Annotated in this window: 13 protein-coding genes; 6 read left to right on the top strand and 7 right to left on the bottom strand. The window is 43.2% G+C overall.

Annotation, left to right across the window (positions count from 1 at the left end):
- The coding region (locus G509_RS0118325; protein WP_026992873.1) for a PorP/SprF family type IX secretion system membrane protein at positions 1-406 on the bottom strand (406 nt) is incomplete at its 3' end.
- 272 nt (positions 407-678) lie between these two features.
- A complete protein-coding gene (locus G509_RS0118320; RefSeq protein ID WP_026992872.1) occupies positions 679-7,422 on the bottom strand; it encodes a T9SS C-terminal target domain-containing protein in 6,744 nt (2,247 codons plus the stop codon).
- A 168-nt stretch (positions 7,423-7,590) separates the two neighbouring features.
- Here G509_RS0118320 and hflX point away from each other — a divergent pair, with 168 nt between their 5' ends.
- Entirely contained in the window at positions 7,591-8,820 is a 1,230-nt protein-coding gene (hflX, locus tag G509_RS0118315) for a GTPase HflX (protein WP_026992871.1), read from the top strand.
- 114 nt (positions 8,821-8,934) lie between these two features.
- Here the strand turns inward: hflX and G509_RS0118310 are convergent, their stop codons facing one another.
- The 5 genes from G509_RS0118310 to G509_RS0118290 all read right to left on the bottom strand — a co-directional run bounded on the left by G509_RS0118310 (position 8,935) and on the right by G509_RS0118290 (position 15,347).
- Entirely contained in the window at positions 8,935-11,493 is a 2,559-nt protein-coding gene (locus G509_RS0118310; protein WP_026992870.1) for a DUF7619 domain-containing protein, read from the bottom strand.
- Positions 11,494-11,598: 105 nt separating this feature from the next.
- The gene (locus tag G509_RS0118305; protein ID WP_026992869.1) at positions 11,599-12,636 is read right to left on the bottom strand and encodes a hemin-degrading factor; all 1,038 of its coding nucleotides are present in this window, start codon (positions 12,634-12,636) and stop codon (positions 11,599-11,601) included.
- 13 nt (positions 12,637-12,649) lie between these two features.
- Positions 12,650-13,426, bottom strand: a complete 777-nt coding sequence (locus tag G509_RS0118300) for a heme ABC transporter ATP-binding protein (RefSeq protein ID WP_026992868.1) — start codon at positions 13,424-13,426, stop codon at positions 12,650-12,652.
- Positions 13,427-13,432: 6 nt separating this feature from the next.
- Positions 13,433-14,467, bottom strand: a complete 1,035-nt coding sequence (locus tag G509_RS0118295; RefSeq protein ID WP_026992867.1) for a FecCD family ABC transporter permease — start codon at positions 14,465-14,467, stop codon at positions 13,433-13,435.
- Complete coding sequence (locus tag G509_RS0118290; protein ID WP_026992866.1) at positions 14,457-15,347, bottom strand: heme/hemin ABC transporter substrate-binding protein; 891 nt, start codon at positions 15,345-15,347, stop codon at positions 14,457-14,459. Before G509_RS0118290 ends, G509_RS0118295 begins: the two co-directional genes overlap by 11 nt.
- A 476-nt stretch (positions 15,348-15,823) precedes the next feature.
- Between G509_RS0118290 and G509_RS0118285 the strand changes: the two genes are divergently transcribed.
- From G509_RS0118285 to G509_RS0118265, 5 genes are all read left to right on the top strand, one after another.
- The gene (locus G509_RS0118285; RefSeq protein ID WP_026992865.1) at positions 15,824-17,038 is read left to right on the top strand and encodes an aminotransferase class V-fold PLP-dependent enzyme; all 1,215 of its coding nucleotides are present in this window, start codon (positions 15,824-15,826) and stop codon (positions 17,036-17,038) included.
- 107 nt (positions 17,039-17,145) lie between these two features.
- On the top strand, positions 17,146-17,607 hold the full coding sequence (locus tag G509_RS0118280) for a hypothetical protein (protein ID WP_026992864.1): 462 nt from the start codon (positions 17,146-17,148) through the stop codon (positions 17,605-17,607).
- 14 nt (positions 17,608-17,621) lie between these two features.
- Positions 17,622-18,035, top strand: coding sequence for a SufE family protein (locus G509_RS0118275; protein WP_026992863.1), 414 nt, complete (start codon positions 17,622-17,624; stop codon positions 18,033-18,035).
- Positions 18,036-18,049: 14 nt separating this feature from the next.
- Positions 18,050-18,373 carry an SUF system Fe-S cluster assembly protein gene (locus G509_RS0118270; protein ID WP_026992862.1) on the top strand — a complete coding sequence of 108 codons (324 nt, stop codon included), beginning with the start codon at positions 18,050-18,052 and terminating at the stop codon, positions 18,371-18,373.
- A 324-nt stretch (positions 18,374-18,697) separates the two neighbouring features.
- Positions 18,698-19,213 carry a DUF2480 family protein gene (locus G509_RS0118265; RefSeq protein ID WP_026992861.1) on the top strand — a complete coding sequence of 172 codons (516 nt, stop codon included), beginning with the start codon at positions 18,698-18,700 and terminating at the stop codon, positions 19,211-19,213.
- Positions 19,214-19,223 lie beyond the last annotated feature (10 nt).

Raw genomic sequence — 19,223 nt, 5'->3', positions numbered from 1 at the left:
TCTCCCCGATGTCGGTAAAAAGGCCTACATCGTGAAAGGTGGCGCCTGCTTTTATACCCAGTGCCAAACGGTGTTCGCCGCCTAATTTTAGGGTATAAGAGAAATCAGCATATACATTGGTCTCTTTTACAGGCCCGATCTGGTCTACTATGGCCGATAGGCCCAGGCCCACATTCTTGCCCACTGGGCTGTGCCCTGAAAAGGTTCCTGTACTGGGTGAATCTTCTATATCTACCCATTGCTTGCGGTATAGTAAACCTATCGAAAGGTTTTCTTTACTGCCCGCGTATGCCGGGTTGATAACATTCATGTTGTACATGTACTGCGTGTAGTGCGGGTCCTGCTGTGCCGTAGCATCCAACAGCCCTCCTAATGCCAATAAGGCCGCCAGGTATATTTTCTTCATGTGTGTTTTTTTTCTTAATTTTTAATGGTTTGGTATTGATAGTTAATTAGATACAGCTAAAATTTAAAATAAATGCAATATGTTAAAATTGGAAAACATGCTAATATCCTCCAAAAAAACAAAATACGGACTAAATGTATAAAGATTTTGTGATTTATTTAGGAAAATACAGCAAAAATATAATAAACAGCTAACATGTATTTAAAAATTAGCTTAATACATTAGTAAGATATCTCCCACTCTTTACGAGCGGGAGAATGCTTACCCTTTTATTATTTTTCCTGTCTGTTTATATAAATCCAACCGGTTTGAGTCTCACCGTTGTTTCGTTCAAACATAAAGAAGTAAGTACCTGTTGGCAATTCATCGCCACCATCGGTTTGACCCATCCACTCGTTAGTATAGCCTGATTTGCTATACACCTCTTTACCGTAACGGTTAAAGATTTCAAGTTTCCTGATATCAAGACCAGAAAGGTCGAAGCTATCATTTAAGCCATCGTTGTTAGGTGATATACCTTTTTGTACCATACAGCTTGCGCTCTCTACAACAATCTCTGCAGTAGCAGGGCATTCGCCGCTTAGTGGAGTAACGGTTACAGAATAAGTACCGCCATCTCTAATAACAAGTGTCTCGTCTGTACCAAGTTCTACACTGCCACTGTTCCAAGAATAAGATACAGTATCAGGGTTGTTTACAAGGTCGTTCTCGAAAGAAACAGATAGTGTGTACTCATTATTAATACATTCATGTATCACAGTTACAACAGGCAATGCTGTTATAGTAATGGTAGTAGTTGCAGTTACCGATGGGCAATCTGTAGTACCGGCCACTGTGTTGCTTACTGTATAAGTACCAGGAGTACTTGCAGCAAGGTCTATTACACCTGTAGTAGCATTGATAGATAATCCGGCAGGTGAAGCACTAAATGTACCGGCAGCGTCTGTTAAGATTGGAGACGGATTAGTAGTTTCATCCTGGCAGTAAGCAACAGATGCATACGTAAATGTTGGTATTGGAGCCGGAATAATGTTTACAGTAAATGTAGCAGTTACCTGCGCACATCCGCCAGAAGCGGCAACCGTGTTAGTAACAACATAAGTACCTTCTAAACTTGTAGCAGGGGTAATTGTACCTGTAACCGGGTCTATAGTAAGGCCTGGAACATCTACAGTATACGTACCTGCAGTACCACCGGTTGTAAGGGTAGCAGCAACATTGGCAGCATTAGTACAAATTGTAGTAAATGCATAGCTAAAATCAGCTTTTGGCAGCGCCGTGATAACAACATTTGCAGTAGCAACAACTGCATCACATCCGCCTGCAGCAGCAACAGTATACGTTACTTCATACGTATCTGCTGTACTTGCAGCAAGGTTTATCTCGCCTGTAGCAGGATCGATAATAAGTCCTGCAGCGGCAGTATACACACCACCTGTAGCGCCAGTTTGTGTTACAGTTGCAGTACCTGCATCTGTACAGAAAGGAGCTGTACCATAAGTAATAGTAGCTACCGGTTGTGCAGTAATGGTAATCTCTGTAGTTGTAACAAATTCTGCACATGGGCCAGAAGCAGCTATTGTATAAGTAACAGTATAAGTACCTTCTGTAGCAGTGGCGGTATCTATAGCTCCTGTAACAGGATCTATTGTTATGCCTGTTGCGCTAAATGTACCACCACCTGTACCAATAATGCCCGGTGTTACAACACCTGCATTAGAACAGAAAGATACACTTGTGTATTCTATTGTTGCATCCGGAGCCTGGTTAATTGTAACAGAAGTTGTTACAGCAAACTCAGGGCAACCACCGGCAGCAGCAACAGTATAAGTAACTGTATATGTGCCCGCTGTACTTGCAGCAAGATCAATTTCGCCTGTTGTAGCATCTATAACAAGTCCATCAGTAGACGTATAAACGCCACCTATAGAGCCTGTTTGTGTTACTGTAGCCGTACCTGTACCAGAGCAGTACGGAGTGCCTGCGTAAGATATAGCAGCCACTGGCTGAGTAACAATTGTAATATCAAAAGTAGTTGTAAAGGCAGCACATGGGCCTGTAGCGGCTATTGTATACGTAACCGTGTAAGTGCCCGGTGTAGTTGTACCATCTACAGTAATATCTCCTGTTGCAGGATCTATAGTTAAACCACCAGTTATAGTGTATGTACCACCTAAGGTACCCACAATAGCATTAGCCTCTATAGTACCTACGTTAGAACAGAAAGTTCCGTTGCCGTAGCCAATTTGTGCTGTAGGAGCCTCGTTAATTACAACTGTAGTTGTAGTAACAAACTCTGGGCAGGTAGTAGTTGCAGCAACGGTATAAGTTACTGTATACGTACCGGCATCGCTACCAGCCATAGTAATAGCTCCTGTAGCTGGGTCTAAAACTAAAACATCTCCAGCAGTAGTTGCCACATAAGTAAATGTACCACCTGTAGCACCTGTTATAGTAGCCGTTCCGTTTGCACCTGTAGAGCAGTACGGGCCTGCATAAGCTATTGTAGCTGTAGGGGCTGCTGATACAGTAATAACCAATGGTACTATTTGAGTACATGATAATACATTACTATCTGCTATTACAACATAAAGGGTTTGTGATGTTGCATTAAAAGGTACGTTAACGTTTATAGGGTTAGTACCAGTATTGGCATTAGCCGTAGAGTTGTACACACCTACCACTTCATAATCATCCGGATCTAAACCTTCAAGGAAGTTTATTGCAGAAAGATCTATAGCGGCCGTAGTACCTGCGGTACATACAGTTATAGGGGCGGGAGTTGGCGCCACGAACACAGGGCTAAGCGATACAGAGATCTGATCTGTGATTGGATCATCAGACGGAACAGCATCAGGGTTAGTTACAATTACACTGTATACATGCGTTCCAAGTTGTGTTACGTGGATAGTTTCAGATGCATCAGATGTAGCAACTACATCAGGGTTTTCTATTTCTACACCATCTACAAACCAGGTATAGGTAAAGCCAGAAGCATCTGTAGGGTTACCAATTGTAGCTGTAACATCAGCCTCATCAGTAGCACAAAGTATTTGGTCTGTTCCAAGGTCTACTGTAACATTACAGCTTGTTGTACCCGCACCCGGAGCAGTTGCATTAGTTTGCGTTAACGTAATCTGACCGGCAGAACCGTTAAAGTTTGTTATAAGCAAAGCATAAACCTGACCTGCCTGTGCATTAGATATAGTAAAGTTTTCTATAGCTGCTGCAGAGTAGCTACATGCTACAATAAGCGGGTTAGCACCCGGTACTAATTCTATCTGGCTACAAGCATCGGTTTCAGATGTAAATGGCCCAAAGGCAGCAAAGTCTACGTCGATACCAACACCGTTATTATTAACCTGAGAAAGAAGGAATACAAGGTTGCCCGGCTGGTCTATTGTAAGGTAATACCAAACTGGGTTTGGAGTACTGCCTAAACATCCTATAGAACCGTAACCTGTTACACCTGTAGAGTTAGGTACAGCTACACCGCTGTCTCCTGCACAAAAAGGCTGCGCATCGCCAGGGCCAACCGAAGGGGTTGCAAAGTTATATTCTGCCCAAGGGCTATAACCCTCGATAGTGGCACATACCGCTCTTACATATAATGTATATTGTGTAGCAACAGTTAAGTTGTCTGAAACTGCCGAAGGTGTAGTAACTACGGTACCTGTCGTTGGCTCTGGCGCCGTTGCAGGAAGCACTACATATTCCCAAGATGTTTCGCCACCGCCTGCTTCCCATGAATAAGCAGCACTATTAGCACTAAGACATGTAGCCATTAGATCTGTAGGTTCTGGGCAAAGCGGATCCATTTCGAAAAGGAACGGACCAGAGAATAAGCTTGAATCATCGTCTGAACATACTGCCTGAACATAATATTGTAAGTTGGCAGATGGCTCAAGATTTTCGATTGTTACTGGGTGCTCTGTAACGGTAACACCGCCCGGGGCACCTTGTACAGGAGCGGCAGTACCTGCCGGCTGCACGTAAACAACCCACTCTGTAGCAGTACCAACTTCGTTCCAGTTTAAAGTGGCTGTTGTAGTTGTAGTATCTGCACTTAGGTTTGTAGGCTGCGGACAAGTAATAACGCTAATGTTAAGGTTGTCTATAGCAGCAGGTGGCTGTGTACCAACACTACCGTCGTTTCTCCACTCAAACACTAACCTTCTTGCAACGTTAGCATAAGCAGATACGTTTTGGATAAAGTTAAGGGTTGTCCAGTTAGAGTTACTGTTAAGGTTACCGCCTAATTGTACCCTGCCTGTACCTGCAGTAATTTGCGTACCGGCAACAGGGGTAAAATCAACCGGTACCATCCATACCCTGATGAAGTCAAAACTATTTTCACCAGCATTTTTCCAGTCGAAAGATATATTAATATCGCCTGCACCGGCAGGTATCATAATATCTCTGTACGCCTGTACGGTCGATGTTGCCGTAGTGTTGTAAGCATTACTTACACCATTATCGTTAGATATATATAACGAATGTGTAGGGCTGTTGCTTGTAGCAGTACCTACAAACCATTTGTTGGTTTGTGTACCGTTATTTAAGGCAAAGCCGCTGTTTTCTGACTCAAAATCCTGAACATACGGTAAAACTACCGGTACCTGAGGCGTTGTAAAACTAACAGGACCAGTCCAGAAACTTACACCATCTTCGGTACCGCAATCACTCTTAACCCAGAAGTAGTAAGTAGTAGATGGCTCCAATGGCGTTTGTACATACGTTGTTGCAGTTGTAGTACCTGTAGCCGGAGTACCTGCCGTTGGCGGAGTACTGCCTGTAGCAAGATAGTACTGGTAAGTAGCAGTACCCGAGGATGGGCCTGTCCAGGTATATGTAGCCTGAGTATCTGTAGCTGTTACAGCAAGGTTGCCCGGCTGAGAACATGTAATTACAGATAAGTTAACGTTATCTATAGCTGCAGGCGGCTGCGTACCAACGCTACCATCATTTCTCCACTCGAATATTAGTCTTCTTGTTGTTCCAATATACGGAGTAGTTGTAAGAATGGTGTTAACAGTAGTCCAGGCAGAGCTGCCAACTAAGTTGCCACCAATTTGCACGCGGTCTGTAGCAGCAGTAATTTGCGTGCCAACAGCCGGTAGGTAGGTTGCAGGAACCATCCATACCCTTATGTAGTCAAAACCATTTTCTCCTACATTTTTCCAGTCGAAAGAAAGATTAACCTGGTCTGCACCTGCAGGTATAGCTAAGTCTCTAAACGCATGAACTACGGAAGACGCAGAGGTGTTATAAGCATTAGCTACACCATTGTTGTTAGATATATATAACGAGTGTGTACCTCCATTAGCTGTTGCTGTACCCACTGCCCATTTATTGGTAGCAGTACCATTGCTAAGCGAAAAGCCGTGTACACCTTCAAAATCCTGTGTATAGTTTAGTGTTCCCGGCACCTGCGTTGTCATGAAAGAGAACGGGCCCGCCCATGCACTAAATGTACCATCGCCACAGTCTGCCCTTACATAATATTCGTAAGATGTAGCCTCTGTAAAGGCAACACCGGCAGTAGTAGCCGTTACAGGATAGTTAACATTACTTGTTGTTGTTGTACCTGCGCCAGATGGCACACCTGCACCAGGAGTTTGAACCACAACCTGAAACGATGTAGCATTACCTGGGTTTGTCCAGTTAAGCTGTGCCGATGTAGCTGTTGCCACAGTAGCGCCGCCTTCTGGTTTAGGGCAGTTTACCTGCTGTATAGTAAGTGTGTATGGAGTTGTTTGCGGAGTAGCATTAGTAGATATTACTATGTAATACGTAGTGCCTGCCGTAACAGATAATTGCGGTATTGATAACGCTGTTGCTGCCGAAGATGATGCGCCGCCAACACAGCTAACACCTACATTTGCACAACTGTTATAAACAAAAACACCGGTCCATGTACCGTTATTGGTAACATCTATACTAATAACGCCCGATGTTGTAGGGGTATAAGCATAAAATACATCGTTACCGTTAAGGTAGCCACCTGTAGTGCCACAACCGGTTGCACCCGGGCTGCCATCTACGGTATCGCCATAGTTAGAGGTGTTATCTGTAGTAGTGTACGGTAGCGCAGACGGCACAACAATAGGTGCGCCACAGCCTTCGCCCAGTGCTACAGTACTAAATGTAACAGGGCCTATCCAGGCACTCTTTCCACCATCGCTACAACGTGCACGCACATAGTAAGTATAGGTAGTATCTGGTAAAAGAACATATTCAGAAAGAGGTCCGCCGGCAACATACGGCAGTGGTCCATCGTAAATATCTCCTGTACCTGTAGGAGAAAGGTTTGGTCCTACAATTTCTATTTCCCACTGTGTAGCACCACTTGGGTTACCCCAGTTAAGGTTAGCAGTAGTAAGGCCAGGGCTTGTAGCTGTTGGCAATGTAGGGTCTAAACATTTTGCGGTTACAGATACGTTATCTATAGCCCAACGCTCGGCATTATCGCCTTTCATTACAAAAGCAAGGTATACCTCTGTACCTGCAGCAATAGTAGTAGGAATGTCTACCGTTTTTTCTGTCCACGCAAGTTGCGTAGGGTTTAACTGTAGCTCAGTCCACTCAATTACAGGTGTACCATAGCCGGTAGTGTTAGTCTGCGCATTAGTGGCAGGGGCTATGTAAATTTTAAACTGTGTACTCTGGTCTGCATTAAAAAACAATTTAGAGTAAAAGTGCAATTGCGGGTTAACCGGCAATGGAAAAGACTTGGTTATTAACCAATCTTCAGAAAACGTGTTTGTTGCAACGTTTTCTTTTTCAAGAAAGGCAGAGTGAGTGCCTTCAAAAGCAGGTTGTTGGGTAGAGCCGTCGCCCTGTATCCACCAGACCTGAGAGCCTGTGCCAATATTGGCAAGCGCCCATCCTGCAGGGCCTCCCAGCCCGGTACCTGTTTGTGTAGTCCATGTACCTTCAAAACCTTCTTCAGCTAATTGTGCATAGCTGCATAAGGAAATGAAAAACATGAAAAACATAAGGGTAATTTTTTTCATAGAATTTTAGGTTTAAGAAAATTTAATCTTCAAATTTATAAAAATATAACATATCTATAACGTTATGTTGAAATTTAACAGAAAAAAGAGTGTCTGCGCTTTTTTATAATAATCCAAAAATCAAAATGCCATAAATTTCGTAAATTTGCAATTAGATTAGAAATACTTATGCTGGAGAAAGAAACTATTACTTTTGAGAAAACCATTATTGCCGGTATTGTTACTAAAGGACAAAATGAAGATAAACTTAATGAATATCTTGACGAACTTGAGTTCTTAACATTTACCGCCGGTGGCGAGGTTATTAAACGTTTTTTCCAGAGAATGGAAAAACCAAACCCTAAAACTTTTTTGGGTACGGGTAAAATTGAAGAAATACACCTATATATAAAAGAGCACGATATTAAGACCGTTATTTTTGATGACGAGCTTACACCGTCTCAGCAAAAAAACCTTACTAAGATATTAGATATTAAGGTACTGGACCGTACTAACCTTATCCTGGATATTTTTGCGCAGCGTGCCGAAACATCTTATGCACGCACACAGGTAGAGCTGGCACAGTGCATTTACCTGCTGCCGCGCCTTAGCGGTATGTGGACCCACCTTGAGCGCCAGCGTGGTGGTATTGGTATGCGTGGCCCCGGTGAAACAGAAATTGAGACCGACAGGCGTATTGTGCGCGACCGTATTGCACTTTTAAAAGAAAAAATTAAAACCATAGACAAACAAATGGGTGTGCAGCGCGGCAACCGCGGTGCCATGGTTAGGGTTGCCCTTGTGGGTTACACCAACGTGGGCAAAAGCACCCTTATGAATGTTATTAGCAAAAGCGAGGTTTTTGTAGAGAATAAGCTTTTTGCTACTTTAGATACTACTGTACGCAAAGTGGTTATTAAAAACCTGCCTTTCTTATTATCTGATACTGTTGGGTTTATACGCAAACTACCTACACAGCTTATCGATTCTTTTAAGAGTACGCTGGACGAAGTTCGTGAGGCCGATTTGCTCTTGCATGTGGTTGATATTAGCCACCCCGAGTTTGAGCACCATATAGAATCTGTCAACCAGATACTTCAGGATATTAAGAGTGGCGATAAGCCGGTTATTATGGTGTTTAATAAAATAGATGCCTATAAGCCGCTTGTTATTGACGAAGACGACCTTATTACCGAAAAAACTGCCCGCCACAACACCCTCGAAGACTGGAAAGCTACCTGGATGGGCACCGTAGGAGAAGATAAGGCACTATTTATTAGCGCTACAAGCAAAGAAAACTACGAAGAGTTTAGGGAGAAGGTATACGAAGCGGTACGAGCCATACACATTAGCCGTTTTCCGTACAATAACTTTTTATACCCTGATTATAAAGAAAACCACGCCGAAGAGAAAGAGTAAAACTCTCACAAAATTATTTGCACCCATAAGTACTATATAACACTATAGTAACACCAATATAAAAAGCCGCAGTTTGTTAACATGCGGCTTTTGTTGTTTAAAGGGGTAACCTGTTTATTTTTTAATGAATTTGGTGGCAGATGTACCTTTATCTGTACCCACTTTTATAATATAGCTGCCTGCTGCAAGGCCGGCAACATCTATAGCCAACTTATTACCTGCATTTACAATGCTTATTAATTGCTGACCTAACATATTATACACAGCAATATTTTTAACCGAAAGGCTTCCTTTAACGTCAAGGTTCAGCGTATTGCCTGCCGGGTTAGGATATAGCGTTACAAAGTTTTTAAAGTCAAAATCAGGGTTGCTAAGCGGCAGTGCTACGGTAGTTTCGGCTTCGTTGGTTACAATAGGTGCATTGTAATCAAAATAAATTTCGGCGGTATTGCTAAAGCTGTCGTTTAGAGATAGTGTAGGCAATGTTTTAATTTTAAAGGCTACAAAACCATGCCTTTCCTGGCTTGGTGTGCCGGGCAGCATGATGTTCTCAAAGAAAAATTCGGCTTTGTTGCCGGTAATCCTTGTAATATAGGGGTGGCTGCTTTGTAGTGGCGTAAGTGTGCTAACATCAAACTTTGTAGCATCAATCATATCTTTAACCACAATATTTTCGGCCATATAGGTACCTGTATTTTCAAAACGTATCATGTAGGTTACATAACCACCCACCATATCAGGTGTAATGGTAGTGCCTTCTACACAGGTTTTATCATTAGGGTCGAAAGAGCCAACAACCGTTTGGTTAAAGCTATATATGTTGTTTAAAGGTGTTTCATCGGCACCCTCAAAAGCAATAGCGGCAGTAAAATCTAAAACATCGTTTATGTTTACTGCGGGAGTTTCTATAGGCGAATTTGTGTTAAGTACTACATCTATAACAACCTCCTGAAAAGGCAGCAGACTGGTAAAGTTCCAGGATAATAAACCGTTAGTGTTAGCGGCTGGCACAGTTGTAGCCGACACATAATCTAACACATCATCCATGTAAGATAATGTAACATTGCCCGACAGTGTAGTTGTACCGCTGTTTTTGTAAATAAGCCTGTAGATGCCATTAAAACCGGGGCGGGCTACAGTTACCGGCAAAAGGGTAACATCAAGGTCGTTAAAAGGCCCTACGGGGCTAAGACAAAAATTTTGGGTAGTAGTATCGGCCTGCCCGTTATCGTAAAAATAAACAGTTTGGGTAGCCGGTGTAATAGTAAAATAAAGCGGGTTTGGGTTAACCGGGGTTATAGTATGGCTGCCCTCCTGGGCAGGTATAGTATAGATTCCCTGGGTATTTGCTGTAAACGTGGCACTATTTTGCTCGTTGCTAACCGCAACAGCAAGGCCCGGATATACAACATCGCCCTCATCACAACCATTTGCATTTAGGTCGAAACGGGCATTTCCGGTAACGGTGTTATAAACACCACCGGGCATAAAAGTACAATAAGTGTTTAACTGGCAATCATATCCAAGATATTGCAACGTTTGCTCTAAATACCAAAGTTCGTCTTCATCGGCACAAATGTAATGCAGGTTAGGATTATTGTCCAGAAAATAGCTAACGTTGGTGCCATGTCCGTTTTTAACGTTTAGGTATTCTAACAAATTATTATCAACATTAACTGTCCATACCTCCAGGCTGTTAGACAAGTCTATAGATGTTAACTGATTGTACGACACGGTTAAAGCATCCAGTTCTTTACACCCTGAAACATCTAAAGACGTAAGCTGGCACGAAAAGGCTGCAAGCGATGTTAGCTGATTATCATACGACAGATCGAGCGATGTTAGGGGGTTGTAAGCACATTCTATGCTTAGCAAATTAGGAATTGCCGACAAATCCAGTTCTGTTAATTGATTGAACGCACATGACACCCCACCAATGCCGGGTAAATTTTGCAGTGTTAGCGATGTTAAATTATTGTTGGAGCAATCTATTAGATACAAATTTGGTAAACCTGTTACGCTTAAACTTGTTAAGTTATTTTCAAAACACTGTACCTCTTCAAGATCAGAAAAATTATCTATATCTAATTCTGTTAGCTCGTTATTGCTTACATATAATATATTAAGCAGGTTTAAGCCCGATAAGTTTAACGCTGTAATATGGTTATTGGAGCACGTAAGGTTTTTTAGCGCCGTTAACCCCTGCACATTTAGAGCCGTTAAGTTATTATCCTGGCAATTTAAAAGTTCCAGTTCGGTAAGGCCACTTATATTTAAGCTTGTTATATTATTATTACGGCAATAAATTTCTTTAAGGTGAACCAGAGCGCTAAGATTTACCGTACTAATATTATGATCGGCAAAAGTTAATTCTCTCAGGTTGGTAAAATACTCCAGACCACCAAGATTGCTCACTACATTAAGCCATGGTATATTATCATAATAGGCAAACCCCATGCCGTATACCGCCTGTGCCTCGCTAACCTGTATTTCGCCATCGCCGTTTGCATCAACGGTAATAATGTTTTCGCTACTATCATAGGCAGAAAAATTATATTCGCCTATTACCATATGGGTTAAAATTGTTTTAAGATTAGGGTCGGCAAAAACAATATTTTGTGCCGATGCGTAAAAAGAAGTTAGTAAAAACAGCAGGATGTATTTTTTTATCATAGTGTAAGTAATTTAACATCAAATATATAAAAATTATTTAGCTAAAATTTATAAAAAAAGCCGCATCCTGTTTAAGAATGCGGCTTTTACTATTGAACGGGATAATTATAAAGAAGCAACCAATTGTTTCCACTCCTGTAACTCAGGAATGCCCGGTTTACGCTTGCCAAAGAACTGAACGATAATTTCGCCAAGCTCGTTAAATACCTCAATAGCGGTAACTTCGCCATCTTCGGTTGGTTTGCGCACTATCCAGGTCTGAGCAATTTTGCTCATATCAAGGTGCAGGTTAAAATCAGGGTCCATTACGTTAAACCAGTCGCCATGCCACATTGTTTTGCGCACGCGGCCGGTGTGTATTTGTATGTTACCCCTGTTGCCTACGAATACCATTATTGGCAGTTTGCTTTCGGCAGCGCCTTCCAGCATTTTTACTACAACCTCTTTGTCTACTTTTTTAGCAAAGTTTTCGTTTGGCGCAAGGCGAAGTGCCTGGGTGCGCGTAACGCCAAATTTGCGAAGCATGCCAAAAAATTCGTGTGTATCTTTTAGTGTAGACCATGCCGCCTGAAAAGCAGCCACGTCGATATCAGAGTCCGGTTTTTCGTCGATGTTTAAAGGTACGGCAACGGTAGACTCTTCTGCAGACTGGTCGTCTGATTTGTATTTTGCTACCAAAGCATCAAATGCAGCAGCATCGCTATCGGCAGTTAGGTATATTTTATGGATGGCAAGGCCGTCTTTTCCAAAAAACTGAAGGCTTTTACGATCGCCGTGCTCGCCTTTTTCTGATACTGCATAAGCTTTAGCCCAATGCATGATAAAGATACGAAGGTCGATATCCTCGCCTACAAAAAGGCCTGCATGCGGAGAGCTGAAATCAGGGTTTAAGTAAACACCTTTGCGCTCGTGCACGCACTCATCATTACGGGTAAGGCCCATAACTTTGCCAAGGGTTTCTACTTCAGATAATATGTTGGCAAACTCAGGCTTAAGGCGTGTAACGCTCTCTCCTACCTGCGTAGCTAAAAGTTCTGCCTCGCTAACACCAAGCTGGTCGGCTGCGTTGCGTATTCTAAGACTTGGGGTTTCTGCCTTAAGGGCATCCCACTGTTGTTTTAGTGTATTGATGATTGTACTCATATGCTATAAAAAATTAAGTTCCAAAAATTATTAACGGGTTCTGATTAACGGGGTTGGCACAAACGGTGCACGGAAAGTTGTATACCCGGCTGATGATCTCTTTGGTAAACACCTTAGCAGGAACATCGTGGGCTACAATTTTACCTTTTTTAAGCAGCATAACCTTATCTGCAAACTGGGCAGCGAGGTTAAGGTCGTGCAGCACCATTACGGCCGTGTGGCCACGTTCTGTAAAATTTTTAATGGTATGCAGTATGCGGTGCTGGTGCAGCACATCGAGGTTATTAAGGGGCTCATCTAAAAAAACAAGCTTTTGCTCTATGGCATTATCCAGCTGAGCCAGTACGCGGGCAAGGTGCACACGCTGTTTTTCTCCGCCCGAAAGCGAATTATATTCGCGGGCAGACAAATACACCACATCGGTCTCTTCCATGGCCTTAAGGGCAGCATCATGGTCGGTTGTATGCGGAATGGAGTTAAAATACGGGTAGCGCCCCATAAGCACCACATCTTTTACCGTAAGCGGAATATCGTGGCTGTTGCTTTGCGAAAACTTGGCCTTGCTGTGTGCCAGCTCTTTGCTATCCCAGTTTTTAAAAGTTTTCTTTTTAAAGAAAATCGGGTCGGTGTGTTTATCCATCTCGTTGGCCAGCAGGCTAAGCAGGGTACTTTTACCTGCGCCGTTGGGGCCAACTATAACCAGTAGTTCGCCGTAGTTTACAGCCACATCTATGTTTTCGAGTATCGAGAACTTGCGGTGTGCGTAAGATATATTATTAGCTTCTAACATAACCGTCTACATTGTGTTCCTGCTGCGGATTAATATAATTATAAAGATAGGCGAACCCATAAAGGCCGTTAATACCCCAATAGGAATTTCTGACGGTGGGGCTATGGTGCGGCTTATAGTATCGGCCAAAAGTAGTAATATACTTCCAAAAACTGCCGATAACGGCAATATAATATGGTAGTTACTTTTAAAAACGAGCCTTAAAATGTACGGTACTATTAAGCCTACAAAGCCAATTGTACCGGCAAAGGCAACACAGGTGCCCACCATTAAGGCGGTTAGCAACACTATTTGCTTTTTAATTCGCTCTATCGGTATGCCCAGGTGCTGTGCATCTTTTTCGCCCAGGAGCATGGCATTAAGCGCCTTGCCTTTGTTGATAAGAAAGTAGTAGGCCACCGCAATTACAATACCTAAAATGGTGTTTTTTGTCCAGGTGGCGCCACCAAGGCTGCCCAGGTTCCAGAAGGTAAGGTCGCGCAACTGGTCGTCTTTACTAAAGTAAATTAGCAAACCCATTACGGCAAAACCCATAGCGGTTATGGCAACCCCTGTTAAGAGCATCATAACCACATTGGTGCGCCCGTTTTGGGTAGATATGCGGTATACCATTATCATGGTAATAAGCGAGCCTACAAATGCCATTACACTTAAAAGCGAATACTGCAAAAACTCCGGTATATAAGGGCGTATATAAGCGCCCAGTACAATGGTAACGGCTGCAAAGAGCGATGCCCCTGCGGTTATACCAATAAGGTCTGGCGTGGCAAGCGGGTTGCGGAACATGCCCTGCAAACAGGTGCCCGAAACCGACAGCGCGCTGCCTATTAATATGGCCATTACAATACGGGGCAGGCGCAGCTGCATGAGCACAAACTCATCGGCCGGGTCTATAGTGCCATCGTGGTAAATAAGGCCCCTGAAAATTTCGTAAAAAGAATGCTTTTCAAAAACGTAAACCCCCATATAGAGCGAAACTACTGCCAGCACCGCCAGCAGTAGTAAGCTACATATAAGGTAAATGGATAATCTATTTTGCATTTTCGGCAAGCTTGCTGTTTAGTTGGGTTGCAGCCTCGCCTAAGCGTGGGCCAAAGCCACTAAGCAAACCTCCATCCATGGTAATGATCTTTTTGTTTTTACCGGCGTTGGTTTTGTCTACACCAGGTATTTTAAGTACGCCTGCAGCGCCGCTAAGGCTCTCTACACCACTATCAAACATTAAAATAACATCGGGGTTGCCTTTAATAAGCGCTTCCGGTGTTAAGGGTTTAAAATCGGCAAACTCTGTAATAGCGTTTTTACCACCGGCAAGGGCAATAATTTTGTCTACAGGTGTACCTGTACCGCTAACCATTAGCATGTTAGCGCCACGTGCATATATAAACAAAACTTTAGGGGCAGCAGCAAGGGGCTTAACCGCTTTAAGATCTGTATCTACTTTATCCTGTAGTGCCTTAAAATCTTTGTGGCCTAACACGTTGGCAACATCGGCAATAAGCTTTTTAGTACCATCGGGCGTAAACTCCTGTTTGATGATTTCGAACTTAACACCCGATGCCTTAATTTTTTCAGAAAGGTCCGGAGTAAGGTCGGTATCGCTTGCAAGTATAAGTGTTGGCTGTAATGCCATGATAGACTCTATAGAAACACCGTGGGCAACGTGGCCAAGGTCTTTAGCTGTTTTTTTAACGCTTTCAGGGTAGGTGCTTGTAACATCTACACCAACAATTTCGGCCTCATGGCCCAGGGCAGCAACAACCTCTGTTACAGCACCGTTAAGCGACACTATTTTAAAAGCAGTTGTTTTAGCTACGGTATCGGTAGTAGTTTCGGTTGTTTCGGTAACTACATCTTTTTTACAAGAAACGGTAGCCAGCAAAACAAACGTAAGGGCAAGAAAAGTGTTCAGTTTTTTCATTTGGTTAATAAGGATTGTTTTTATTAAATCTAAATTAGCGCAAATGTATTCCATATTATTTAGAATCAAAAAGAATAACCAATAAATTGCCGTTATTTAACCGTTACTTTTGGGGTTTGGAGAGGGTTTAGGAGCTTGCAAGGCTTGTAAATTTAGAAGTATTTACTATTAGAATGAATGAGAACATTGTGAAGAATCCCGTTAAAGTTATTTCACAGAGATGCACAGAGGGATCTTAGAGATACACAAAGGATAAATTTAGTTTACTACCTAAGGCAGGAGCCCTGAGCAGTATGGATAGGTCATAGCATCTACGGTAGACATCGGTTGTGGGTGAGGCCATAAATTGGAGTGAGCATAAGCCCACTCTCTTAAATACTCCTAAAAAATACTGTTTTAAAAAAACATGCCGTAACTTTGCATAGTAATTGGTATACTTTATGTATAACACACTAATAAACAAAGGAGATTTACAAATGTTAGATATACAAGCCATTAGGGCTAATTTCCCCATACTTACCCAAACCGTTAACGGTAAACCCCTGGTGTATTTTGATAATGCTGCAACATCGCAAAAGCCACAGGTGGTTATAGATGCCATAAGCAATTACTACAGCACCATAAACGCCAACATTCATCGCGGGGTGCATGCGCTGAGCCAGCTGGCTACCGATGCTTACGAAGTTTCGCGCCAAACCATACAAAAGCACATTAACGCCAAGCATGCCCACGAAGTGCTGTTTACAAGCGGCACCACACACGGTATTAACCTTGTGGCAAGCGGCTTTAGTGCATTTGTAAAGGCGGGAGACGAGGTTATGGTATCGGCCCTGGAGCACCACAGCAACATTGTGCCGTGGCAAATGCTTTGCGAACGCACAGGCGCAAGCCTTACCGTTATACCCCTGAACGATAAGGGCGAACTTATTATGGAGGAGTTTGAAAAACTGCTGTCCGAAAAAACAAAAATTGTTGCCGTTAACCATATCTCTAACTCACTGGGTACTATTAACCCCATTGAGTTCATAATACAAAAAGCCCATGCAGTTGGCGCTGCCGTTTTAATTGATGGCGCACAGGCAGCCCCGCATTTAAAATTCGACGTTCAGGCGTTGGATTGCGACTTTTATGCGTTTAGCGGCCATAAAACCTGTGGCCCTACCGGCACCGGTATTTTATACGGTAAAGAAGAGTGGCTTAACAAACTGCCCCCTTACCAGGGTGGTGGTGAGATGATTAAGGAAGTTACCTTTGCCAAAACCACGTATGCCGACCTGCCCCATAAATTTGAGGCCGGTACCCCGCACATTGCCGGTGGTATTGTATTGGGCACGGCCATAGACTATCTTAACGGTATTGGTTTTGATGCCATACAGGCCTACGAGCAGGAACTTTTAGTATACGGCATACAAAAATTACAGGAAATAGACGGGCTAACGCTAATAGGCACCGCAGCACATAAAACATCGGTAATATCATTCAACTTGCAGGGCATCCACCCTTACGATGTAGGTTCTATTGTAGATAAGATGGGCATTGCCGTGCGCACGGGCCACCACTGTACACAACCGGTTATGGATGCGTTTGGCGTTCCCGGCACGGTTAGGGCGTCGTTTGCCTTTTACAACACTAAAGAAGAGATAGATGCCCTTGTAACGGCAGTTCTTAAAGCACAGCGCATGCTTAGCTAATAAAAAAATTGTAATTTTATCCTAATGGCAAACGCCACTATTAAATAACGTGTAGCTCCTCCCCTCTCCTTTGGAGAGGGGTTGGGGGTGAGGTCAAACAAAACAATATGAAAAAGATACTATCGCTTGTAATTATTACCGTGCTTATGGCAACAGGATGTTCAACCACCAAAACAGGGGCAGCGGCAAACAATGCTACCCAAAAAGAAACATCTTACGTTTCTTTTGAGTACTCTGCCATAACACGTGGGTCGTTTAAAAAAGTTATTGTTAAGCAGGACAGCATTATAAGTGCTACCGGCAGGGATATGCAGGGTGCTACCGCGAAAAAACTTAGCAGTGCCGACTGGAACACGCTTTTAGCCATGCTTAAAAAAATTAACCTGCAAAACTTACCCAACGTGGAAGTACCAAGCAAAAAACATCAGTTTGACGGTGCCCTTGGTGCAACCCTGCAAATTATTACACAGGGTACGGCCTACCAAACCCCAACGTTTGACCACGGCAACCCGCCAGCTGAAGTTAAAGACCTAACGGATAAAATACTTGCGTTATCTGACCTGAAATAAGGAGAAATAAAGACATGGAAATTAAAACGATACAAGACGAGATTATTGATGAATTCTCGATGTTTGATGAGTGGGATGAGCGTTACCAGTATGTTATTGATCTGGGCAAATCGCTGCCGCTGATTGATGAGCAATACAAAACCGACAGCAATATTATTAAGGGCTGCCAGAGTAAAGTGTGGCTTCACGCCGATAAAAAAGACGGCAACGTGATTTTTACGGCCGATAGTGATGCCATTCTTACCAAAGGCCTTATTGCCATTATGATTCGCGTTTTCTCTAACCAAAAGCCCGAGGCTATTTTAGAGGCCGACACCAAGTTTATTGACGATATTGGGCTTAAAGAACATTTATCTGCCACACGTGCCAACGGCCTTGTTAGTATGATAAAACAAATTAAAATGTATGCACTGGCCTATAGCGCCTAAAAATTAATACGATTATGGAACACGAAATTGATACAGCACAACTGGGCGAAGAGATTGTAAAAGTACTTAAGGGCATTTACGACCCCGAAATTCCGGTTGATATATATGAGCTTGGCCTTATTTATGACGTTATGGTTAATACCGATCATGAGGTTAAAATATTAATGACACTTACATCGCCTAACTGCCCGGTAGCCGAAAGTTTACCGCAGGAAGTGACTGATAAAGTCAAAAAAATTGATGGCGTTAAAGATGCCGAGGTAGAAATTACCTTCGACCCGCCGTGGACCCGCGACCTTATGAGCGAAGAAGCCAAACTGGAACTGGGGATGCTGTAGCTGCAAGTTTACAGTGTTCAGTCGCAGTAGGCAGTTGGGTTGTTGGTTGTTAGTTGATGGTTGTTGGGAGCTACACTTAACGTGACTTTTTTCATTGCGAGGGAGGCACGACCGTAGCGCCCGAGGGCTTGCCCGAATAGACGAAGTAATCTCACGCTTAGTAGCGATCGTGGCAGTACCCTCCTCTGGAGGGAAGCCCGTAGGATGGGGTGGTTCCCTCCTTAAAGAAATAACACCCCGGCTTTTAGCCAGCTCTCCAAAGGAGGGGAATGCCAGACACAGCGAAAACAGCACCGCACAAGTAACCTTTAAAAGGAAACAAAAATGGAAGCAGAAGATTTAGAAATAGTAAATAAAGTAGCCAATAGCGCCCTTCAGGTGTTTGACCTTGAAGATTATTATCCCGAAGGCGAGCGCGTGGCTTTAGATATATCGGGCTGGTTGTTAGAAGGTTTTGTTTTGCGTGAAAAAGATTTTCGCGAAACGCTTAAAAACTACGACTGGAGCCCGTACACAGGCAAATTTGTGGCCCTGCAATGCAGTACAGATGCTATAGTGCCCGCATGGGCCTATATGCTGGTTACTACCTACCTGCACCCTGTGGCTAAAAAAGTAATTCAGGGGTCGGTAGAGCAGCTTAATGTACTTATTTACCAGGAAATATTAGACAGCCTGGATTACGAAACCTATACCGGCAAACCGGTTATAATTAAGGGCTGTTCGCGCAAGCCGGTTCCGCAGGAAGCCTATACCCTTGCTACCCAAAAACTACTGCCTTTTGCCCGCAGTATTATGTTTGGCGAGGCATGTTCATCGGTGCCTTTATTCAAAAAGAAATAGCCTTTTAACG

Origin of the sequence: Flavobacterium subsaxonicum WB 4.1-42 = DSM 21790, assembly GCF_000422725.1 — a bacterium.
GTDB lineage: Bacteria > Bacteroidota > Bacteroidia > Flavobacteriales > Flavobacteriaceae > Flavobacterium > Flavobacterium subsaxonicum.
This window is presented reverse-complemented; position numbering and strand designations above follow the sequence as displayed.

Bases quoted from the DNA above. Each gene is read 5' to 3' on its own strand.
- hflX (WP_026992871.1), top strand. From the start codon at position 7,591: ATGCTGGAGAAAGAAACTATTACTTTTGAGAAAACCATTATTGCCGGT.
- G509_RS0118270 (WP_026992862.1), top strand. From the start codon at position 18,050: ATGGAACACGAAATTGATACAGCACAACTGGGCGAAGAGATTGTAAAA.
- G509_RS0118300 (WP_026992868.1), bottom strand. From the start codon at position 13,426: ATGTTAGAAGCTAATAATATATCTTACGCACACCGCAAGTTCTCGATA.
- G509_RS0118280 (WP_026992864.1), top strand. From the start codon at position 17,146: ATGAAAAAGATACTATCGCTTGTAATTATTACCGTGCTTATGGCAACA.
- G509_RS0118295 (WP_026992867.1), bottom strand. From the start codon at position 14,467: ATGCAAAATAGATTATCCATTTACCTTATATGTAGCTTACTACTGCTG.
- G509_RS0118290 (WP_026992866.1), bottom strand. From the start codon at position 15,347: ATGAAAAAACTGAACACTTTTCTTGCCCTTACGTTTGTTTTGCTGGCT.
- G509_RS0118285 (WP_026992865.1), top strand. From the start codon at position 15,824: ATGTTAGATATACAAGCCATTAGGGCTAATTTCCCCATACTTACCCAA.
- G509_RS0118310 (WP_026992870.1), bottom strand. From the start codon at position 11,493: ATGATAAAAAAATACATCCTGCTGTTTTTACTAACTTCTTTTTACGCA.
- G509_RS0118305 (WP_026992869.1), bottom strand. From the start codon at position 12,636: ATGAGTACAATCATCAATACACTAAAACAACAGTGGGATGCCCTTAAG.
- G509_RS0118320 (WP_026992872.1), bottom strand. From the start codon at position 7,422: ATGAAAAAAATTACCCTTATGTTTTTCATGTTTTTCATTTCCTTATGC.
- G509_RS0118275 (WP_026992863.1), top strand. From the start codon at position 17,622: ATGGAAATTAAAACGATACAAGACGAGATTATTGATGAATTCTCGATG.
- G509_RS0118265 (WP_026992861.1), top strand. From the start codon at position 18,698: ATGGAAGCAGAAGATTTAGAAATAGTAAATAAAGTAGCCAATAGCGCC.